This is a genomic window from Parapedobacter luteus (assembly GCF_900168055.1).
Taxonomy (GTDB): Bacteria; Bacteroidota; Bacteroidia; order Sphingobacteriales; family Sphingobacteriaceae; genus Parapedobacter; species Parapedobacter luteus.
Window position 1 is genome coordinate 62,396 of sequence record NZ_FUYS01000003.1, and the last position, 20,302, is coordinate 82,697.

21 protein-coding genes are annotated in these 20,302 nt (G+C 48.6%); 15 read left to right on the top strand and 6 right to left on the bottom strand.

Translation table 11 applies throughout. The annotated features are described in order from the left end of the window. The first annotated feature begins 151 nt into the window (after positions 1–151). Complete coding sequence (locus tag B5X72_RS06805; RefSeq protein WP_079716104.1) at positions 152–583, top strand: hypothetical protein; 432 nt, start codon at positions 152–154, stop codon at positions 581–583. Positions 584–651: 68 nt separating this feature from the next. Here B5X72_RS06805 and B5X72_RS06810 read toward each other — a convergent pair whose 3' ends face one another. The 3 genes from B5X72_RS06810 to porD are packed head-to-tail and all read right to left on the bottom strand — an operon-like array spanning position 652 to position 4,125. Beyond that, positions 652–1,470 carry an enoyl-ACP reductase FabI gene (locus tag B5X72_RS06810; RefSeq protein WP_079716105.1) on the bottom strand — a complete coding sequence of 273 codons (819 nt, stop codon included), beginning with the start codon at positions 1,468–1,470 and terminating at the stop codon, positions 652–654. Between the two features lie 57 nt (positions 1,471–1,527). Next, the gene (recN, locus tag B5X72_RS06815) at positions 1,528–3,189 is read right to left on the bottom strand and encodes a DNA repair protein RecN (RefSeq protein ID WP_079716106.1); all 1,662 of its coding nucleotides are present in this window, start codon (positions 3,187–3,189) and stop codon (positions 1,528–1,530) included. 24 nt (positions 3,190–3,213) lie between these two features. After that, entirely contained in the window at positions 3,214–4,125 is a 912-nt protein-coding gene (gene porD / locus B5X72_RS06820) for a type IX secretion system protein PorD (protein ID WP_079716107.1), read from the bottom strand. An 81-nt stretch (positions 4,126–4,206) separates the two neighbouring features. On the opposite strand from porD, the gene B5X72_RS06825 reads away from it, so the two are divergent. The 4 genes from B5X72_RS06825 (at position 4,207) to B5X72_RS06840 (ending at position 7,712) form a co-directional block, all read left to right on the top strand. After that, positions 4,207–4,815: a SprT-like domain-containing protein gene (locus B5X72_RS06825; RefSeq protein ID WP_079716108.1), complete on the top strand. Its 609-nt coding sequence runs from the start codon at positions 4,207–4,209 to the stop codon at positions 4,813–4,815. A gap of 81 nt (positions 4,816–4,896) precedes the next feature. After that, the gene (locus tag B5X72_RS06830; RefSeq protein ID WP_079716109.1) at positions 4,897–6,546 is read left to right on the top strand and encodes a M28 family metallopeptidase; all 1,650 of its coding nucleotides are present in this window, start codon (positions 4,897–4,899) and stop codon (positions 6,544–6,546) included. Between the two features lie 95 nt (positions 6,547–6,641). Continuing rightward, complete coding sequence (locus B5X72_RS06835; RefSeq protein ID WP_176146120.1) at positions 6,642–7,067, top strand: hypothetical protein; 426 nt, start codon at positions 6,642–6,644, stop codon at positions 7,065–7,067. Positions 7,068–7,283: 216 nt separating this feature from the next. Beyond that, positions 7,284–7,712: a CBS domain-containing protein gene (locus B5X72_RS06840; protein ID WP_079716110.1), complete on the top strand. Its 429-nt coding sequence runs from the start codon at positions 7,284–7,286 to the stop codon at positions 7,710–7,712. A 12-nt stretch (positions 7,713–7,724) separates the two neighbouring features. Here B5X72_RS06840 and B5X72_RS06845 read toward each other — a convergent pair whose 3' ends face one another. After that, positions 7,725–7,943 carry a hypothetical protein gene (locus tag B5X72_RS06845; protein ID WP_079716111.1) on the bottom strand — a complete coding sequence of 73 codons (219 nt, stop codon included), beginning with the start codon at positions 7,941–7,943 and terminating at the stop codon, positions 7,725–7,727. 117 nt (positions 7,944–8,060) lie between these two features. On the opposite strand from B5X72_RS06845, the gene B5X72_RS06850 reads away from it, so the two are divergent. Beyond that, entirely contained in the window at positions 8,061–8,516 is a 456-nt protein-coding gene (locus B5X72_RS06850; protein WP_079716112.1) for a GatB/YqeY domain-containing protein, read from the top strand. Positions 8,517–8,584: 68 nt separating this feature from the next. Here B5X72_RS06850 and B5X72_RS06855 read toward each other — a convergent pair whose 3' ends face one another. Together B5X72_RS06855 and B5X72_RS06860 are read right to left on the bottom strand one after the other, a co-directional pair. Beyond that, the gene (locus B5X72_RS06855; protein WP_079716113.1) at positions 8,585–9,541 is read right to left on the bottom strand and encodes a glycine N(alpha)-acyltransferase GlsB; all 957 of its coding nucleotides are present in this window, start codon (positions 9,539–9,541) and stop codon (positions 8,585–8,587) included. Positions 9,542–9,545: 4 nt separating this feature from the next. Beyond that, a complete protein-coding gene (locus B5X72_RS06860) occupies positions 9,546–10,370 on the bottom strand; it encodes a lyso-glycine lipid O-acyltransferase GlsA (RefSeq protein ID WP_233632511.1) in 825 nt (274 codons plus the stop codon). A gap of 483 nt (positions 10,371–10,853) precedes the next feature. Here B5X72_RS06860 and B5X72_RS06865 point away from each other — a divergent pair, with 483 nt between their 5' ends. The 9 genes from B5X72_RS06865 to B5X72_RS06905 all read left to right on the top strand — a co-directional run bounded on the left by B5X72_RS06865 (position 10,854) and on the right by B5X72_RS06905 (position 20,296). Next, complete coding sequence (locus B5X72_RS06865) at positions 10,854–11,516, top strand: CBS domain-containing protein (RefSeq protein WP_079716114.1); 663 nt, start codon at positions 10,854–10,856, stop codon at positions 11,514–11,516. 2 nt (positions 11,517–11,518) lie between these two features. Next, positions 11,519–12,403: an NAD kinase gene (locus B5X72_RS06870; RefSeq protein ID WP_079716115.1), complete on the top strand. Its 885-nt coding sequence runs from the start codon at positions 11,519–11,521 to the stop codon at positions 12,401–12,403. A 35-nt stretch (positions 12,404–12,438) separates the two neighbouring features. Further along, positions 12,439–13,224, top strand: a complete 786-nt coding sequence (gene porG / locus B5X72_RS06875) for a type IX secretion system protein PorG (protein WP_176146121.1) — start codon at positions 12,439–12,441, stop codon at positions 13,222–13,224. 42 nt (positions 13,225–13,266) lie between these two features. Next, the gene (locus B5X72_RS06880) at positions 13,267–14,010 is read left to right on the top strand and encodes an isoprenyl transferase (protein WP_079716117.1); all 744 of its coding nucleotides are present in this window, start codon (positions 13,267–13,269) and stop codon (positions 14,008–14,010) included. Positions 14,011–14,096: 86 nt separating this feature from the next. After that, entirely contained in the window at positions 14,097–16,652 is a 2,556-nt protein-coding gene (gene bamA, locus B5X72_RS06885; RefSeq protein WP_079716118.1) for an outer membrane protein assembly factor BamA, read from the top strand. Between the two features lie 72 nt (positions 16,653–16,724). After that, entirely contained in the window at positions 16,725–17,261 is a 537-nt protein-coding gene (locus B5X72_RS06890; RefSeq protein WP_079716513.1) for an OmpH/Skp family outer membrane protein, read from the top strand. A gap of 114 nt (positions 17,262–17,375) precedes the next feature. Further along, positions 17,376–17,942, top strand: a complete 567-nt coding sequence (locus tag B5X72_RS06895; RefSeq protein WP_079716514.1) for an OmpH/Skp family outer membrane protein — start codon at positions 17,376–17,378, stop codon at positions 17,940–17,942. A gap of 177 nt (positions 17,943–18,119) precedes the next feature. Continuing rightward, the gene (locus B5X72_RS06900) at positions 18,120–19,424 is read left to right on the top strand and encodes a 4Fe-4S dicluster domain-containing protein (RefSeq protein WP_079716119.1); all 1,305 of its coding nucleotides are present in this window, start codon (positions 18,120–18,122) and stop codon (positions 19,422–19,424) included. An 80-nt stretch (positions 19,425–19,504) separates the two neighbouring features. Continuing rightward, positions 19,505–20,296, top strand: a complete 792-nt coding sequence (locus B5X72_RS06905) for a (Fe-S)-binding protein (protein WP_079716120.1) — start codon at positions 19,505–19,507, stop codon at positions 20,294–20,296. Positions 20,297–20,302: the final 6 nt, after the last annotated feature.

Sequence of the window (20,302 nt, forward strand, 5' to 3'; positions counted from 1 at the left end):
AGCGCCGTTTATAAAAATAAGCGGCGCTTTTTTTGTAACATCCTTAGTGTAGTCAATCTTGGAGCAATTATTGCGTTAAACTTTTCAACGTCATTTGCCGTCATACATACAGGAACAAAAAACAAAAATTATTTACCCAAAGCTAACGCATATGAAGCATTACCTTACCTTAGCCGTTGGATTTTTAGTCGTCCTCGGCATATCATCTTGCAAAAAAGAATATTACGACGTCGTAAATCCCAACCCCAATAGCACGTATGTCTACGCTATCGGTACGAACGCATGGCAATGGGAATCAGGCGTCAGTCATCAGGTCTTCCATACCAAATCCCTTCCGGAACTAACAGAATACTATTTACTGGAAGGAAATGTCAGTGTGGCAATAAGTTTCGACGGTGAAAGCAGCTACGATATTTTGCCAACCACGTTCAATGGTATCGCTTATTCTGTAAACTACACAGTGGGTTCCATTACGATATACGCTGAAGATCCGTTAGCAGAGCCGGGTATAGAAATTGACTTACCCAGTCCCGCGGTAGTTAAGGTTGTACTCTCCGAGTCCGATTTCATACGCGAATTGTAACGGCGACAACTCCCATAAAAAAAGCGGCTTTTGCCGCTTTTTTTATGGGTTATACAGTCATCCTGCCGTTACTTCTCCCCCATTCCCTCGATCACCGCTTCGCTCACGCCCGTAAACGAAAAGCCTCCATCGTGGAAGAGGTTTTGCATGGTCACCATCTTCGTCAGATCTGAAAATAACGTAACCGTGTAATCTGCGCATTGGTCGGCCGTGGCGTTGCCCAATGGCGACATCTTATCGGCATACGAGATAAAATCCCCGAACCCCTTCACCCCTGAGCCGGCCGTCGTCTGCGTAGGTGACTGGCTGATGGTATTCACCCGCACCTTTTTGCGAACACCGTACTGGTATCCGAAATTACGGGTGATGCTCTCCAGTAGCGCTTTGGCATCGGCCATATCGTTGTAATCTGGGAACACACGCTGCGCCGCAATGTACGTAAGCGCCACCACGGATCCCCATTCATTGAGGGCATCCTTCTTCATGGCTGTAGCCAGCACGCGGTGCAGGCTGATTGCTGATATGTCAAACGCTTTGTGCATGAAATCGTAATTGTTTTCGGTGTAATGGATTCCCTTACGTACGTTGATGCTCATCCCTACTGAGTGCAGGATAAAATCCACGCCCCCGCCGAAGTGCTCCAATGTCTGGTCAAACAGGTTTTCAATGTCCTCACTGCTGGTCACATCAGCAGGAATAACGGGTGCTCCATTGCACTCCTCTGCCAACTGCTTGATGGTGCCCATCCGTAACGCAACCGGTGCGTTTGTCAACACAATCTCTGCGCCTTCCTGCACACAGCGTTGAGCAGTCTTCCAAGCGATAGATTTCTCGTCCAACGCGCCAAAAATAATTCCTTTCTTTCCTTTCAGTAGGTTATGGGACATAGTTCCTTGTTTTATAAAGTCAACGAAATATAAAGTGGGTAAAAATAATGCTTTTTTTTAATTCGCCAACAACTCCGCCGCGTGTTGTAAGGCCGCTTCGCCCGGATTGGCCCCGCTCAGCATCTGCGCGATTTCCTGAATCCGCTCCGGCTGTTCCAATTGGACGATGCTCGTAGCGGTCTTATCCGTCGACTCCTTTTTGTAGACCCTGAAATGTGTTTTCCCTTTGGAAGCTATCTGCGGTAAGTGTGTGATGGCGATAACCTGCATACGGTCCGCTAATCGTTCCATGATATTCCCCACCTTCAGGGCTACTTCTCCGGATATCCCCGTATCGATCTCGTCAAAAATGATGGTGGGCAGCGATGACGTCTTGGCTATCAATGATTTAATTGCCAGCATCAACCGTGAGAGCTCGCCCCCTGACGCCACCTTGCCGATAGGCTGCGGATTCTGCCCTTTATTGGCGGTGAACAGAAACTCCGCTTTATCCTGCCCGCTGCTTCTTATCTGATCGGCGTCGACCTGGCTCAGCACAATGTGCAGCCGGCTCTGGGGCATTCCGACCTCGTGCAGTATCCGACTTACTTCGTCCTGCACGGTCGGAATAGCGGCTTGCCGAAGCGCACTGAGTTCCGCAGCCAACGCGAGGGTTTCAGCCTTTAGCCGGGCGACGTCCTTTTCCAGCCTGCCGATTTCCGCTTCGTCGGACGATAAAGCGTCCAGCCGTCCGCGTAGTTCCTCGCGCAATGCAATGAGTTCGGCAACACTATCCACGCGATGTTTTTGTTGCAAGGTATACAGCAGGCTAAGCCGCTCATTGACTTCAGCCAAACGCGCTTCATCCAGCACAATTCCTTGTTCGGTACGGCTGATTTCGTCGGCTAAATCTTTCAGTTCGATAAAGCTGCTCTGCAGCCGTTCGGCCTGCGGAGCAAGTGCGGCCATATACCGTTCGGCCTGCTGGAGCTGTTGCACGGCTTCCTTGAGCAATGCCAGCGCATTTAATTCCTGTTCTTGCAGCGCATAGACTACGCCAAACAGATTCCGTTTGATCTCTTCGGCATGTTCGAGCTGCTGTTGTTCGGCTTCTAACAGGCCTTGTTCATCGGCATCCAGATTGGCCTTGGCAAGCTCGTCATATAGAAACTGGTGGTAATCGGCCTCCGCGCGGGTTTGCTGTGCCTCTTCTTTTAGCTGGTTTAGCCGCGCTTGTGTGGTTTTATACGTCTGGTAAGCCGCTGTGTACCGGCCTCGTAGGTGCTGACTTTGGGCAACACTGTCCAACGTCAGCAACTGGAAGGCTTCGGTATTAAGCTGAAGTGTTGCATGCTGCGAGTGGATGTCAATCAATTTTTCAGCCAGTGCCTTAAGTACAGCGAGCGTTACCGGGGTGTCGTTTACGAATGCGCGGGACTTACCATCGACGCTGATTTCGCGCCTTAGGATCGTTTCTTGCTCATAATCCAAATCCTGCTCGATGAAAAACGGCTCCAATTGGTAATCCGATACATCGAAATACCCTTCGATAATACACTTTTTGTGCTGGTTGAAAAAATAGCGGCTCTCTACACGCTGCCCCAAGATGAGCGATAACCCACCCATGATAATGGATTTGCCTGCTCCCGTTTCTCCGGTCAGGATGTTCAACCCGCTGTCAAAGCGGATGTCCAGGGAATCAATCAGCGCATAATTTTGAATAGATAGACGACTAAGCATAATGTTGTAGTGGGTCGTAGTTCGTTACCTCGAATTTCGTAAGGATTCATATTTATTCGCATTGGCTGGATCTACTTCAGCCAGCACATTGAAAGCTTGCACGCGCTCCGAGGGGCCCATTCCGCTAAATATACCAACAAATTCATCGGACTTTGCCGTAAAAAATACTTGGTTGAATACGGCCCCCTGGGCCAGCCGGTCGACCTTTTGCAATGATGGCAATAACGCCAGAATAGACTTGCGGGCCGCCTGCGCATTTTCAGACATGGTGTCCAAACCTTCTCGATAAAAACTATACAAAAAATCACGCAAGGGCTGGTATCGCCGATCAAGCAGGTTGTTGACCAGCCAGAACCGGTTGTTCATGGCTTCCATGGAACGCCAGCCCGCAAAACCGGTATTCTGCGCGTAGTTTACGATATTCTGCGCCGCGGAATAAAACGGTGTGCCGCCATTGTGCTCGAAGGTATCCGCATCTAACCCCACGATGATGTATGCATAGTAGGCAAGCAAGGAGGTGAGGTTATTCATGTACTGTTGGTCGGAATAATCCATCAATTGTCCTTCCGTGTAACTGAAATCGAAGTGATTGTCTGAAATGCTTAGCACTGGACTGTTATAAGAAGTATTGAACACCGGCCTTGTGGAAATGATTTGCGCCTGTGCCGTGAAATTGGAAGAGCCATCCCATGCGTTGATGGTGATGACGAAACTGCAATCGATTCGTTCCTGGGGCTGTATTTGATTAGCGCTCCACGAACGGTTATTAAGAAAGTCGGATATCGCTTTCTGCAGTACTTCCAGTGCCCGCTTATTGGTATTTTGCACTTGGGGCGAAAGAATTTGTACACGTGCGTTCAAATCCTGAGCTTGTGCAGTGACAGCCCATGCACCCAGCAGCAGTATGCCCGCCAAGAATCCCAATCGTTGAATCATGCCCAAAGATATAGATAATGGACGAAATAATTTATGTTGTTAATTTTATGAATACTTATGCCATTGTTTTAAGTTTGCAGGGTGCAAGACTACAGCGTTCAACTTAGCAAATACATGCCCGCCCCGGCTGCTCCGGTGATTTCGCGCTGGATCAACGACAGCAAGTGCCAATTTCGCGTCAGCCGGAGCCGTACATCCAAGTTTGGCGATTACCGCCCGCCGCATGGCGGTCACGGGCATCGCATTTCGGTAAACCACAACCTCAACCCCTATGCATTCCTTATCACCACGGTGCATGAATTTGCGCATCTCAAAACATGGAATACATACAAAAACCGTGTAAAGCCGCATGGCCAAGAATGGAAAGCCTGTTATAGGCAGCTCATGCAACCGTTCCTGCAAGCTGCTGTCTTTCCGCAGGACATCCAGATGGCCATTTCGAATTACATGAACAATCCGGCAGCCTCCAGCTGTTCGGACTTGAATTTGTTTCGGGTGCTGCAGCGCTATGACGCCAACAAAGATGATATCCAGACCGTAGAACAACTGCCTGAAAATACCGTATTCGTACTTAAAAATGGCAGGGTTTTCCAAAAGAAAGAAAAAATCAGGAAACGATACCGCTGTATAGAGGTAAAGACCCAACGGGTGTATCTCTTCAGCCCCATAGCTGAAGTGTTTGTTCGCTAATCGGCAACTTTCACCGATCACCGACTAGCTGATGACAAGTATTTAAATTAATTCCGTATTTTTAGCGCATAAAAAACACATATGAAACGATTCGACCCAATCATCCTGATAGCCATCATGATGCTAGCGTCCTGCGGAAACCATACCGGCAATACGACTTCAGAAGCCCTTGACACTGCAGCACTGAACCGTATTGAAGCGGAAAGTTTCATCCAATATGTAAAGGATTTGTCAGCTGATGAATTTTTCGGACGTAAGCCCTTCACGAAGGGCGACACGCTGGCCGTGACTTACATTGCCGAAGAATTTGAGCGTATCGGATTGGAGCCGGGCAATGGCGAACACTATTTCCAGGCGGTTCCTATGGTAGAAATTATGTCTACCCCCGCCACACCGCTCACATTCAGCAAGGGCAACAGCCAGTTTAGCTTGGATCATCTTGACGATTTCGTTATCGGGAGCAAGCGATTAACTGCACAGGTCAATGTTCCTGAAACCGACGTCGTATTTGCCGGCTTTGGCATCGTCGCCCCGGAATACGGTTGGAACGACTACGCGGGGCTTGACGCCAAAGGGAAGACCGTGGTTGTCATGGTGAATGACCCCGGATTTTATGACAAAACATTGTTCAAAGGCGACACGATGACCTATTACGGCCGCTGGACATATAAATTTGAAGAAGCGGCGCGGCAGGGCGCTACCGGCGTCTTGATTATCCATGATACAGACGCAGCCAGCTACGGATGGAACGTGGTGCGGAGCGGATGGGCCGGCCCGCAACTGAGCTTGGTCACGCCAGACAACGGTGCGTCAAGAGCTGCCTTTGAAGGTTGGCTTACAGCGGAAGCTACCGAAAAATTATTTGAACTCGCGGGAGGCGCGGACAGTCTGATTAGCCAGGCAAAGAAACCTGGATTCAAGCCCGTGGAGCTGGGCATAAAAACGGGCATTTCATTGAAAAACGAGTTCAGGAAATCGGCATCCAACAACGTGTTGGGTAAATTGTCCGGCAGCAAGTATCCTGACGAATATATCATCTACAGCGCTCATTGGGACCACCTCGGCGTCGGCGAACCTATCGATGGCGACTCCATCTACAACGGCGCTATTGACAATGCCAGCGGCGTAGCCGCACTTTTTGAACTGGCCAAAGCCTTCAAAGGCGCCGCCGTACCTCCGGAGCGCTCCATCCTATTTCTCGCGGTAACCGCCGAGGAACAAGGCCTTCTTGGATCGGCCTACTACGCCGCCAACCCGGTATATCCCCTCGGCAAAACCGTTGCCAACATCAATATCGATGCATTGAGCCCCATAGGGCAAACCAGTGATGTAGCCGTCGTCGGACTTGGCCAGTCTGATATGGACGACTATGCCCGCCGTGCCGCAGCCCGGCAGAACCGGGAGGTTGTGCCGGGCGGAAATCCTTCAGCCGGCAGTTTCTTCCGTTCTGACCATTTCAACTTTGCCAAGGTAGGCGTGCCGGCGCTGTATACAGGTAGCGGCAAGAACGTGATCGATAAAGACAGCACGGAGGTCGCCGCATTGCAGGATGCGTTCGGTAAACGCTACCATGATGTAAGCGATGAATACGACGAAACCTGGGACGTCAGCGGCATGATAGCCGACATCCGCCTCGTGTTTGATATCGGCTACAGCTTAAGCCAGGAAAGAACCTTCCCGAAATGGAAAACAGGCTCGGAATTTAAGGCAATCGGAGACGCCAGGTTTTAGCAGGGAACGGAAACCCCGGGATCGGGAGATACCAAGCAGGAGACTTCGGATTAGTTAAACAGATAAAAGACTTGAGACATTAAACAACAACAACTATGTATACAGGAATCAGACACTTGCACTCAACACTCGCCTATGTATTATTGGCTGGATTAATTATTTCAATCCTTTATGTCCTCTTTGCATACCTGCGAAACAAACCATATAACCGGAAAATGGCGCTCCTGGGACTGATATGCGCACACCTGCAATTCGTTGTGGGACTGATTATGTACTTCGTTTCGCCTTATGGCATCAAGAACGCCTCTGGAGCAGCGATGAAAGATGGTATTGCCCGCCTCTATTTTCTCGAACATCCGCTCATCATGCTGATAGCCATCGCACTCATTACCGTTGGCTATTCCCGGGCTAAGCGGCAGGTGCCTGCCAAAAAGCAAAATGCCACCGTATTGGCATTTTACCTCATCGCACTTGTCCTCGTCCTGTCCCGCATTCCTTGGCACGTTTGGCCGCGGATATAACGGCGACCGCCAAGCGACCAAACATATATTGCAAAACCTAACGTAACAGCCACACGTTGGTTTTTTTTATTTCGAAAATCTTCCTATCTTTATCTCCGTACTTGCCGAACACCAATTATATACGATAGCCGCGCATAGGTTTATCCATGTTTTGTGTACCCCTGTTTTAATCTTCATCTACCCGAAGAGCTTTCGCATCATTAAATTATTGGAATCATGAAAACCGTTAAGCACATTCTCAACAACAAGCCTGCTGCCGTTTATTCGGTATCTCAAGACGTTTCGGTGCTGGAAGCGCTGAAAATCATGATGGAAAAAAACATCAGCGCATTATTGGTTATTGAAAACGGGCGCCTACAAGGCATTTTTACGGAACGCGATTACGCGCGCAAGATCATTTTACAAGGTAAATCTTCGAAAGACACGCCAATCCGGGACGTCATGACAAGGGAACCGCATACCATCACGCAACACGAGGCGATCGAACGCTGCATGCAGCTCATGACCCACAACCACTACAGGCATCTGCCCGTGGTGGAAGATAATATGGTCATCGGTATGCTGTCTATCGGAGACCTCGTGAAATACATCATCGAAGACCAACGCCAGACCATCAACCAATTGGAAAGTTATATCAATAGCTGAAAAAGCAACAAGTTATTTCATGATCCGGAATACCACACGGAATACGATGAACCAGCCAAGGGCCAGCAAAATATTCGATATGGTAGAGATCAGAAACGAATCCTGAACAAACCGGAAAAACGTTCCTGCAAGTCCTATGGCCACTGCAATAGCCAACGTTACATAATGACGGGTCTGATTCGCTTCATTATCGGTCTTCCTCGGTGGTGTTTTTTCTAATGTCGTTGCCATGTAAATAACAGTTTGCGCCAAAATTACAAAAAAAACCGAACGGTCATAATGATTGGCCTAATAATTCCGATTGACGGAGGTATTTGTTACCTTTGCCTTTCATCAATTGCGTGACAAATGGCTTTACAGGATAAAATCGATCAAGACATCAAATTGGCCATGCTGGCCAAAGATAACGCACGGCTTCGGGGCCTCCGGGCTATCAAAGCGGCTATATTGCTTGCGAAAACAGAAAAAGGGCCCGCGGAGACACTTACCCAAGATACGGAAACCAGGGTGTTGCAAAAACTGGCCAAACAACGCAAGGAGTCTGCTGAAATCTATCAACAGCAAAGCCGTGATGACCTCTATCAGATCGAAATGGAAGAACTCGCCGTGATTGAAAGCTACCTGCCCAAACAACGCTCCCGCGAAGAAATTGAGCGTGCCGTCAAGCAGATCATTGCAGAATCCGGAGCTTCCAGTCCGAAAGACATGGGCAAAGTAATGGGACTGGCCAATCAGCAACTTGCCGGCGAAGCCGATGGAAAGACGATAGCCGAAATCGCGAAAGCCCTTTTGGCCGGAAATTAGCCCTAAGCAACCAGCTTTCGGCTGTCGGCAATCAAATCAACTAACAGCCGAAAGCTGAATATACATTACTACATCACCTTCCGGCTTCCGATTTCCTTGTCTCGTTCGTACGTCGAGATGTGGCGTTCTTTTTTGCTCTCGAAGATGTCGTCTATGGTAATCATAATTCCCGTCTCTTCAACCGTGCCAAATTCGTCATTGACGGCCGTACCAAATGTCTTCATGGTAGAGGAAAGGTTCATATACGTGTTGATTAAGGGCGGTATATTTTCGCCAAGCGCCCTTACCCTGCTGTTTAGGACCTTGTACCCGTCTTTATACTCCAATCCGTCAAAAAGTTGTTTGTAGGGCGCGGGATCGCCGACATAACCCAGCGGATTAATCGGCCACACCAGCCGTTCATGGTCAGGAAAATAATGGTGCATGAAATAGATCAACAGGTCGCGGGCCTCCCTGTTGTAATGCGGATACATGGTCACCTTGCCAAACAGGTATTTGACATCCGGATTGAGTTTCACGACCGCCCCAAGCCCATCCCACAGATTGTCCAACGAAAACAACCCTTTACGGTTGTCTTTGCCAGGTTGGTATTTGGGTTGTACAAATGAGCGTCCCAATTCAATGGTATAAGGCAGATATTCCTGGATAAACTTCGGCGAAAAATGAAAATAATGCGCTGTTGACAGATTGATTTCCCCATCACTGTTTACCCCTACATCCTTGCACTTTATCAACCGGTAGCCTGCAATGATTTCCTCGTCTTCGGGATTCCAGGCAATGAGTTGATCGTAAGCGTCAAGACAGGTGTCGTTGTAGTCCAAATCCAGCGCCATGCCGGTACCGCCGCCAGCGGCTCTGAACGTCAATTCCCGCAGCCGCCCGATTTCCCTCACGGTATGGGGCGCATTGTGGTGATTTATCAAATAAATTTCGTTATTTCCATTGTTGGTATAACGGACAAATACCTCCTGAGTAAGCTCCTTTTTTATGGAGTTCCGTTCAACAGGTGCTATTATTTCTTGCATATAGTTAGTTTTCAGGGGCTAAGTTGTAAACCGTTCGTTTAACATCTGCAGCCCACTCCTTTTCACTTTTGGAGCTGTCAAAATAGGTATAAGAAATTGGTTTTCCTATACATATGGTTACTTTTTTGTTTCGCTGCGCAAACATTTCATCCGCAAGGTAAAACATTTCAACGTTGGCTTTAATACCAATGGATTCCCTGAAACGGGCGAAATTATAAAAAAAACTGGAATTTTTCCCATCGATGTAAACCGGCACGATGTCTTTCCGATATCTTTTTGCTTTGCTGATGAAGCTTTTCTTCCATTCCAGATCTTCAATCTTCCCTTGTTGCTTCCGCGACACCAGTCCGGCAGGGAACACCAGCAATGCGTGTTCCTGCGCATAGGCTTCCTCGATCTGTGCAATGCCCTGCCGCCCCTGCGCGCCGTGCTTATTGACCCCTATAAACAAAGGCTCGAGATTCTTTATGTTTAGCAGGATATCATTGACCAGAAACTTGATATCTTGCCGGTACCTGCCCAATGCGTGCATAAAAGCAATTCCGTCCAACCCGCCAAGCGGGTGATTCGAGGCGAAAATCACGCCGCCCGTCTTGGGGATATACGTTTCGCCCGTTAATTCAACAACAACCCCCAGCTCCGCTATCAGTGCATCTACAAAAGCCAAGCCATGTAGATGCCCGATCTTGGCCATAATGTGATTGATATCCTCTTCATGGACCACCCGCTCGATGTAACGCAGCACAAACCTGGGCATCCACCTGAGCAATGCCGGGTTTTTCTTACGGATAACCTCCCTGATAACAATATATTTGTCCTTGTCTTCCAAAACGATATTCAGTACAAATTTTCGATGCGCAATCGCCACAACGGTGGCTGCCGAAGTGATTAGCAGCCAAAAGTAGTAAAAGTTCTGGTATTGTCATTCCTTTGTTTAATTCACCAGGGGAAACCGCATTGAACATATACTGATGTTCTGCGGCGCGCTAGGCACCTGCTCTGCAACATGTCGTTCCTGACGGACACGCATGCTGGCACCTGCCTGAAGTTAGGCCGCCTACGGGATTTCGCATCCAAGTCCGCAGGATGGCGGAAAAGCCTGCTTTTAACGACGTCTTACGGAGAGCTAATCCGCTGATAGTTTTAAATGCCGTTGCCCGGTAATTCACGTGTGGCAACCACTTAAAAGCGAAAAAAAAAGTAAAATAATCGTTGTTGTCAGCAAAACGAATTAATTTTGACAAACAACAACGGATAATTTAAACGATTGGCGGTTTTATTCGTTTAACTAAAAAAGGAGTATAACAAAACCATGAATATAGGTCAAGTCATCATAGACCGCGACTACGCGGTGAGCCCATCGGATAGCGTACGCTATACGCTGGACAAAATGGCCGATCTCCGATTGGCACAGTTGCCGTTGGTAAAAGGCGACCTTTTTCTTGGCTTGATATCCTACGAGTCGTTGGCAGGGCTCGCCAAACTCAATAACAGCATCCAGCAGACTGATATCGCATACCAACAGGTACACATCTATGATACCCAGCACATCTATGACGCCATGCTTTTCTTCCAAATCCATCAGCTGGATGTGTTGCCGGTCATTGATGAACAGCACATTTATCTGGGGGCGGTGACTGCACTTGATTTGATCAATACCCTAAGCCAAGCCATGTCTATCCAGCAGCCCGGGGGAATTATCGTCTTGGAAATGGGAACCCGGGATAATGCATTGTCGCATATCGCTCACATTGTGGAATCGGACAACGCGCAGATATTGAACTCCTATGTCCATACGTTTTCGGATTCGTCCCGCTTGGAAGTCACCATAAAAGTCAACAAATCGGACATCTCTTCGATAATTGCTGCTTTTCTGCGGCATGACTATACCGTTAAAGCCTCCTACAATGATGAAAATAGCCGCGACAACTCCCGCGACCGCTACGAGCAACTGATGAACTATATCAATATGTAATTATGAAGATAGCGGTTTATGGGAGAGAATTCCATCCATCGGTCGTTCCTTATGTGCAGCATTTATTTGATTCCCTAATCGCCAGAGATACCGAGTTGTGGATATACAAGGATTTTCGCGACTTTCTGGAGCAGCAGGTCAATTGCCCGCAAAAATTATATACGTATGCCACATATGACGAGTTGCCCCAAGACGTTGGTTTTATGCTGAGCCTGGGCGGCGATGGTACGATGCTGGCTGCGGTCGCTATCGTAGCCGATTCGGGCATCCCGGTAGCGGGCATCAATTTTGGCAGACTGGGCTTTTTGGCTGACATCAGTAAGGATGATATCGACCCCTCGCTTGAAGCTATCCTGATTGGCGAATACAATATCCAAAAACGGACGTTGCTGTCCGTACAATCCGACCAGATGGAGCTGTTTGGAGGAAGTCATTTTGCACTGAATGACATCACGCTTTTCAAGTCTGACAGCTCGGCGATGATCACGGTAAGTGCTTACCTCAACGGAGAACTCCTGAATGCCTATTGGGCAGACGGCATTATCGTAGCCACGCCCACCGGCTCGACCGCCTATTCGCTGAGTTGCGGCGGCCCTATTATTACGCCCGGTAGCGGCAACTTCGTCATCACACCGATTTCACCGCATAACCTCAACGTCAGGCCTGTGGTCATATCGGACGACATGGAGCTGGATTTGGAAATCGAAAGCCGGAGTGGCAAGTTCCTGTTGTCATGCGATTCCAAAACTACCTCCATATCCACCGATGTGAAGCTCAAAATCAGTAAGGCGCACTACCAGGTCAACCTGATCAGACTGAAAAACTACAGCTATTTCGCCAACTTACGCAATAAATTGCTTTGGGGTCTTGATGCACGGAATTATTAATATCTTTACCCCCCACATATATACCCTGCTGAATTGTGCTTCAACGATTGCTGATACTCATCTTTTTTGCCCATGCTGCGGTAGCCCATGCGCAGGAATGGGAAGCTGGCCTGCAAGGCGGTGCTTCGGGGTATATGGGCGACCTTAATCCGGAAAATCCGCTGGCCTTCAACGATTGGTCGGCCGGTGTGTTTATCAAATATAACTTCGATCATACGTGGGGCCTTCGCGGTAATTTCGCTTATGCCAACTTATTTGCACACGATGCTTATTCTAACGTCCAACAGCGGCAAAATCGATACCTCGGTTTTTTCGGCGCGGTCAAAGAGGCTTCGTTATTGGTAGATTTCAATTTTTTCAAATGGCTGCCGCAACGGGGCAGAATTGTATATACGCCTTACATTTTCGCGGGCATCGGTGGTATTCTGTTCGAGCCGAAGTGGCGGAACGCATCGGGAAATGACGTCAAATTGCGGCACTATTATACCGAGGGCATGATCTATCAAAATCGGGCGGTCACCATCCCATTCGGTGCGGGCTTCAAATACAACCTCCGGGGCCCATGGTCTATCGGAGTCGAGCTTGGATACCGGCTGGCACTTACAGACTACCTGGACGATGTGAGTGGGGAATATTTCGATTATGACGATTTGGGCAGTTATGCGCCGGTTCCACGCGCCGATTGGACGCTGATCGCCAACCCCAGCAACGCACCTATCGGTTCCCAACGCGGTGACGGACGCCCCTATGATTCGTTCATGACGGTAGGCATCACCCTGTCTTACACCTTCTTCAAGGGCGGCTGTCCGGAATGGCGATGATCCCGTTCGAAAAATTATATTAACTTTGCGCCAAATTAACTGATGGATATCAAAGAAACGATAGATAAGGCTCGTCTCCCCCAACATATCGCCATCATCATGGACGGCAATGGGCGATGGGCGAAAGAGCGCGGCAAGCTACGCGTCTTCGGCCATCAAAATGGCGTGGCGGCTGTCCGCGATACCGTGGAGGGCGCTGTCGAAATCGGGGTTAAGTACCTGACGCTTTATGCTTTTTCCACCGAAAACTGGAACCGGCCTAAACTGGAAGTGTCTGCACTGATGGAGCTCCTTGTCAACACCATAAATAAAGAAACCAAAACCCTTATGGATAATGGTGTACGGCTCAATGCCATCGGCGATTTAACAAAGCTGCCTGCTAAATGCCGCCGCCAGCTACAAGAGGCGATGGAAAAAACAGCTGCCAACACCAATTGCACGCTGACTTTGGCACTAAGCTACAGCGCGCGCTGGGAAATCACCGAAGCTGCAAAACAGTTGGCCCGCCAAGTCCAGTCGGGGCAAATCAGTCCCGACGATATTGACGAAAATTTATTCGCCCAACACCTTGCCACCCGGACCATGCCTGATCCGGAGCTCATGGTACGTACAAGCGGCGAACAGCGTATCAGCAATTACCTGCTATGGCAATTAGCGTATGCCGAACTGTACTTTATTGACAAAATGTGGCCTGAATTCCGGAGGATGGACTTATTTGAAGCCATTGTTGCCTATCAAAAACGCGAAAGGCGTTTCGGAAAGACCAGCGAGCAATTGGCAGAGTAGGGATGGCCGTCAATTAACTCAAAAAATAACCTTTTAACAAAAATTAACAACTGTTTGACGTACTTTAGCGGCGATAAATTAGATAGATGAAGCGGATACTCTTTTTTGTACTTATTACCCTATTGGCGGTAGAGACTTCCATTGCCCAGCAACGCGGAATACCCGTGGGTAATTCAGATGAATTTAGCTACCTTAACCCACAGAATTACATCATTGGGGGAATATCGGTAAGTGGTACGGAATACCTTGACAACGATGTGCTTATCACCATCTCCAAGCTGGTGGTCGGATCCCGTATTGAAGTGCCGAGCGACGCTACGTCGAATGTGGTAAAAAACTTGATGAACCAGGGCCTGTTTGACAACGTGGAACTGTATGCAGACGCCGTAAAAGGCGACTCCATTTTTTTCAATATACATGTCGTCGAACGTCCCCGCCTCACACGCATCGATATCGAAGGGCTCAGCAAAACCCAAACGGAAGACGTCCGGAAGCAGCTCAACGAAAACACAGGCAAAATCGTCAATCAAAACCTGATGAATACGACGCGAAATACCATTACCCGATACCTGAGTGAAAAGGGATATTTATACCCCGAGATCACGATGGCACCGGTGAAGGATTCGACCCAAGCAAACAACCAAATCCTCGTGGTAAATGTAGATCGTAACCGTAAGGTACGTGCACATCGCATCAATTTCACAGGCAATGAAGAATTTTCACAACGCCAGCTCCGCAAGTTTTTCAAGGGGGTAAGGCAGCGCACGTGGTGGCGCATCACGGGGCCGGGCAAGTTCAAAGCAGAGAAATACAAGGAAGCAAAAGAAAACCTGATTGCCAAGCTACATGATCGCGGTTATCGCGATGCTGAAATTCTCAGGGATACGTTCTATAAATACAACAACCGCAATGTCATTGTAGACATCGATCTCTATGAAGGCCCTAAATATTATTTCGGTAACATCACCTGGCAGGGAAATGCCAAATATTCGGATTCGGTGCTGAATGTTATCTTGGGTATCGAAAAGGGTGAAGTATTCAGCGAAGAAAAGCTGAACACCAAGTTGATGGGGCCCACCCGAAACAGCGACGACATCCTTTCGCTGTATATGAATGATGGCTACCTCACCTTTACGGTAGATCCGGTCCAAACCCGGATATATAACGACACCATCGATTTGGATCTCCGCATCTATGAAGGAGCGCAGTTCACGGTCAACAACATTATCCTCAAGGGTAATGACGTGACCAACGACCGCGTATTGCTCCGGTCCATATACACCAAGCCGGGCCAAAAGTTTTCCAAGGAGCTGCTCATGCGCAGTACCCGTGAAATTGCCCAATTAGGCAACTTTGACGAGCAAAAAACCAACCCGGTGCCCACCAACCTCAACCACGCTGAAGGGACGGTGGACATCGAATACAACGTAACAGAGAAACCATCGGATCAGGTTGAACTGTCGGGCGGTTTTGGTGCAGGACAGGTCATCGGTACCTTGGGGCTTAACTTCAACAACTTTTCTACCCGGAATATTTTTGACAAAAGTGCCTGGAAGCCCCTACCCAGAGGTGATGGCCAACGGCTGAGTCTACGCGGCCAAACCAGTGGCAAACGCTATCAGTCTTACAGCTTCTCATTTTCCGAACCTTGGCTGGGCGGTAAGAAGCCGATCTATTTTGGGGTCAGTGCGTTTACCTCATCATCGTCCTTTGGAGGCTTTGACTACTTGACGGGGCGGCAAATCGTAGGCGACGCAGATTTGAACCGAATCTGGATGAACGGGGTCACCGTGAGCTTGGGTAAACGCCTCCAATGGCCGGACAACTATTTTCAGCTGAATTATTCATTGGGTTTCCAGCAATACAAGCTGCAGAATTATCCGGGCTTTTTGTTTGAAAATGGCACATCGTACAACATTAACCTTACGCAGGAAATCAGTCGTAATTCGGTGGATGCGCCGATATATCCGACATCCGGTTCGCATCTGCGGTTGACCATTCAGGTCACCCCTCCGTACTCAAGGTTCAACAACATTAACTATCCCACTGCGCCGAATGATGAGCGGTATAAATGGACAGAATACCACAAATGGAAATTTGACTCCCAGTGGTTCACCCGCATAACCGGCAAGTTAGTACTCAAGGCGCAAGCGCAGTTTGGCTTTTTGGGCACATACAGCAGCGTGACGGGCCAATCGGCATTTGAGCGGTTTAAGCTCGGTGGCGATGGGATGATGGGCTTTGACTTTTTGCAAGGCTCGGAAATCATCGCGATGCGGGGATATGCAAACGGGATGGTAATCCCTGACGGAGCAGATGTGAATATCGCGCGCAACTCGGGTAGCCCCATCTACAATAAATACCAACTGGAATTGCGGCACCCCGTGATGTTGAATGATCAGGCGACGGTATTCGTCTTGGCTTTCGCCGAAGGGGGCAATACGTGGAATAATTTCCGGGACTTCAACCCTTTCAAAGTACGCCGTTCGGTCGGTGTCGGTGCGCGTATCTTCCTGCCGATATTCGGGTTGCTGGGCATCGATTACGGCCATGCATTTGATCCGATACCGGGTGTCCCCTCGAGCACATGGCGGCAGAATTTCACGTTCAGCATCATGCAACAGATGGGCGGTTTTAATTAATAGAAATTTGATAACAAAAATGGAATTACTTTTGCAGTGATGTTCCAACACCAAAGTCATACAGTTATGAGCATAAAAAAAATAATAGGGGTCGTTGTCTTAATGGTCGTTACTTCGTCTGCGGCTTTGGCCCAGCGATTTGCCTATGTCGATTCGGAATATATCCTAAAACATATCCCCGAGTACCTTGCTGCGCAGAAGCAGCTGGACGCACTATCCGTACAATGGCAAGAAGAGGTAGATAACCGGTTTGCTGAAATCGAAAAGCTTTACAAAGCCTACCAGGAAGACCAAGTATTACTCAGTGAGGAGATGCGTAGGAAACGGGAAGACGAAATTGTACTCAAAGAACGGGAAGCACGGGAATTCCAACGGCAGAAATTCGGTTTCGAAGGCGATCTTTTCCAAGAGCGGATCAAGTTGGTAAAACCCATCCAGGATCGGGTGGCCCAAGCTATCCAGACAATCGCTACCGATCAAAGTCTGGATATTATCTTGGATAAGGGCAGTGAGGTTACATTTCTGTACGCCAACCCCAAATTGGATAAAAGCAACGATGTGATTACCCGGTTAGGATATAAACCTGATCCGTCGCTTGCGGAAAATTAATCCGTTTCGTATCATTGCGGAGTTTTAAGAAAGTAATAGTAAATAACGTATAATCACAGACAAAGGGGTATGTGATAATAACCCCCAACAACAAGTAAAATCAAAATGGATAGCATGAAAAATTTGTTTAAAGGTGTAGTGGTGGTAGGGCTGCTGTTTTTATCAACCGGACTCGTAAGTGCACAACAAAAGATTGGCCACGTCAATTCCAATGAGATCATCCAGGCAATGCCCGAGTTCAAAACCGCAAACGCGGAGTTTGAAAACCTTTCAAAAAGCAAAGAGGGTGAGCTGCAACAGATGGGTGCAGAATACCAAAAGAAGGTGACCTCCGCGCAGGAACTGCAACGCAACCGCAGCGAAGCCAACCGGGATTCCATCGACGCGAAGCTACAGACGCTTGGTGTAGAATTACAAGATATCGACCGGAGGATCCAAGAGTTTCAACAAGTAGCCCAGCAGGAATTGGAGCAAAAGCGCGAAGAACTATTTGCGCCAATCTTCCAGAAGGCCAATACAGCGGTACAAGCCGTAGCCAAAGAAAAAGGGTATGCCTATGTCTTTGACATCGCGGCAGCTGCCATTCCTTATTTCGCTGGTGGCGACGATTTGACTAATGATGTCAAAACCAAATTGGGAATCACAAGCTCGACTCCTGCAGCCACACCGTCTAATCAGTAAGCGAATATATAGCTAACACAATATCAGAAAGCGGAGCGCCCGGCGGGCACTCCGCTTTTTTTACGTTATCCCCCTCGGCAATCTTAAAATTCATCTAAATAATTTATTATGCTTGCATAGCATTTTAAATTCCGTATTTTCGTAATGATTAGATTACCCTGTGCTATATAATCCTATATGATAGGCCAGCTTATTTTCGGAGTACTATTCATTGGGGCGATGGCTCTGGCTATTTACAACGCCAGGAACATCTTCCGGAACATCCAGTTGGGACAGGATGAACGGCGGACGGACCAACCGGCGAAACGGTGGAAAGCCATGCTCCTTGTTGCTTTTGGCCAGAAAAAAATGTTTAAGCGGCCTTTCCCTGCACTGCTGCATCTTTTTGTGTATCTTGGATTCTGCATCATCAACATTGAGATGCTCGAAATCATCATTGATGGGCTGTTTGGCACGCACCGCGTATTTTCTCGCTTGGGCGGTTTTTACGCTTTTCTCATCGGCGCTTTTGAATGGCTGGCATTGAGCGTGCTTATAGGCTGTGTCCTATTCCTCACGCGGCGGAATATTTCGCGGTTAAAGCGCTTTTTCGGCATAGAGATGACCCCTTGGCCCCGGACAGATGCCAACCTCATCCTAATCGCTGAAATAGCCTTAATGGCAGCATTTCTGACCATGAATGCGGCTGATTATAAATTGCAACTGCTGGGGGCACCAAATTATGCGCGTGCCGGCGCATTTCCGGTGAGCGGATGGTTGCTTCCTTTATTGCCGGACACGATCCCGACGCTTGTCGGCATTGAGCGCTTTTGCTGGTGGTTTCATATCATCGGCGTGCTTATTTTCCTCAACTACCTCCCCTACTCCAAGCACTTGCACATCCTGTTGGCTTTTCCGAACACCTATTTTTCAAACCTGAACCCCAAGGGACGCTTTTCCAATATGGGTAGTGTGACCAACGAAGTCAAAGCGATGCTCGACCCCTCCTATACGCCGGAGGCTGCAGCTACGCCACTCCACTTCGGCGCGAAAGATATTCAAGATCTCACCTGGAAAAATTTGCTCGAAGCTTACACCTGTACCGAGTGCGGACGGTGTACGGCCGTGTGTCCGGCCAACATGACGGGGAAGCTGCTTTCGCCCCGCAAGATCATGATGGATACGCGTGATCGCATGGTAGAAGTGGGCAACAATATCCGTAAAAGTAAAAATAACGAACAAAAGGACGATGGTAAGTCGCTGTTGGATGATTACATCACGCGCGAGGAAATCTGGGCCTGTACCACGTGCAATGCCTGTGTGGAGGCCTGCCCGGTAAACATCAATCCGCTGGAAATCATTATGGAACTCAGACGCTACATGGTCATGGAGGAATCCCAAGCCCCTGCCAGTCTCAACACCATGTTCGGCAACGTAGAAAATAATGGTGCACCATGGAAGTATGCACAGGCTGACCGGGCCAATTGGGTGAAAGGCAGTTAACGGTAGGCGGTAGGCAATAAGCTGGTAGCTGTAGGCAATAAGCACAAAGCTCAAAGCTTGTAGCTTAAAGTATAAAGCAAATGAATGAACTCAAAATACCAACGATGGCCGAATTGACGGCAAACGGCGAGACCGCCGATATTTTATTTTGGGTGGGCTGTGCGGGCAGCTTTGATGAACGCGCCCAGCGCATAACCCGTGATATCTGCAAAATCCTGCACCACGTCGGCATCAAATACGCCATCCTCGGCACCGAGGAAAACTGCACGGGTGATCCGGCCAAACGTGCGGGCAACGAATTTCTGTTCCAAATGCAGGCCTTGACGAATATCCAAATTCTCAATGGGTATGAGGTTAAGAAAATTGTCACCGCTTGTCCGCATTGTTTTAATACACTCAAAAATGAATACCCCGACTTGGGTGGCCAATATGAGGTCATTCATCATACACAACTTATCCAGCAGCTAATAGACGAAGGCAAGCTGAAGGCTGAGGGCGGTGAGTCTTTCCGGGGGCGGCGGATCACGTACCACGACCCTTGCTACCTGGGACGCGGCAACAATGTCTATGAAGCCCCGCGCAAAGCTTTGGAACACCTCGACGCCCAACTCGTCGAAATGAAACGTTGCCGCAGCAACGGCCTATGCTGCGGCGCGGGAGGTGCGCAGCTATTCAAGGAACCTGAAAGGGGAACGAAAGACATCAACATCGAACGCACCGAGGAAGCGTTGGAAACCCAACCTGAAATCATTGCCGCAGCCTGCCCGTTTTGCATGATCATGCTGCGCGACGGTATCAAAAGCAAGGAAAAAGAACAGGATACCCAGGTTCTCGACGTTGCCGAAATTACGGCAAGGGCCAATGGGCTATAGTTTACG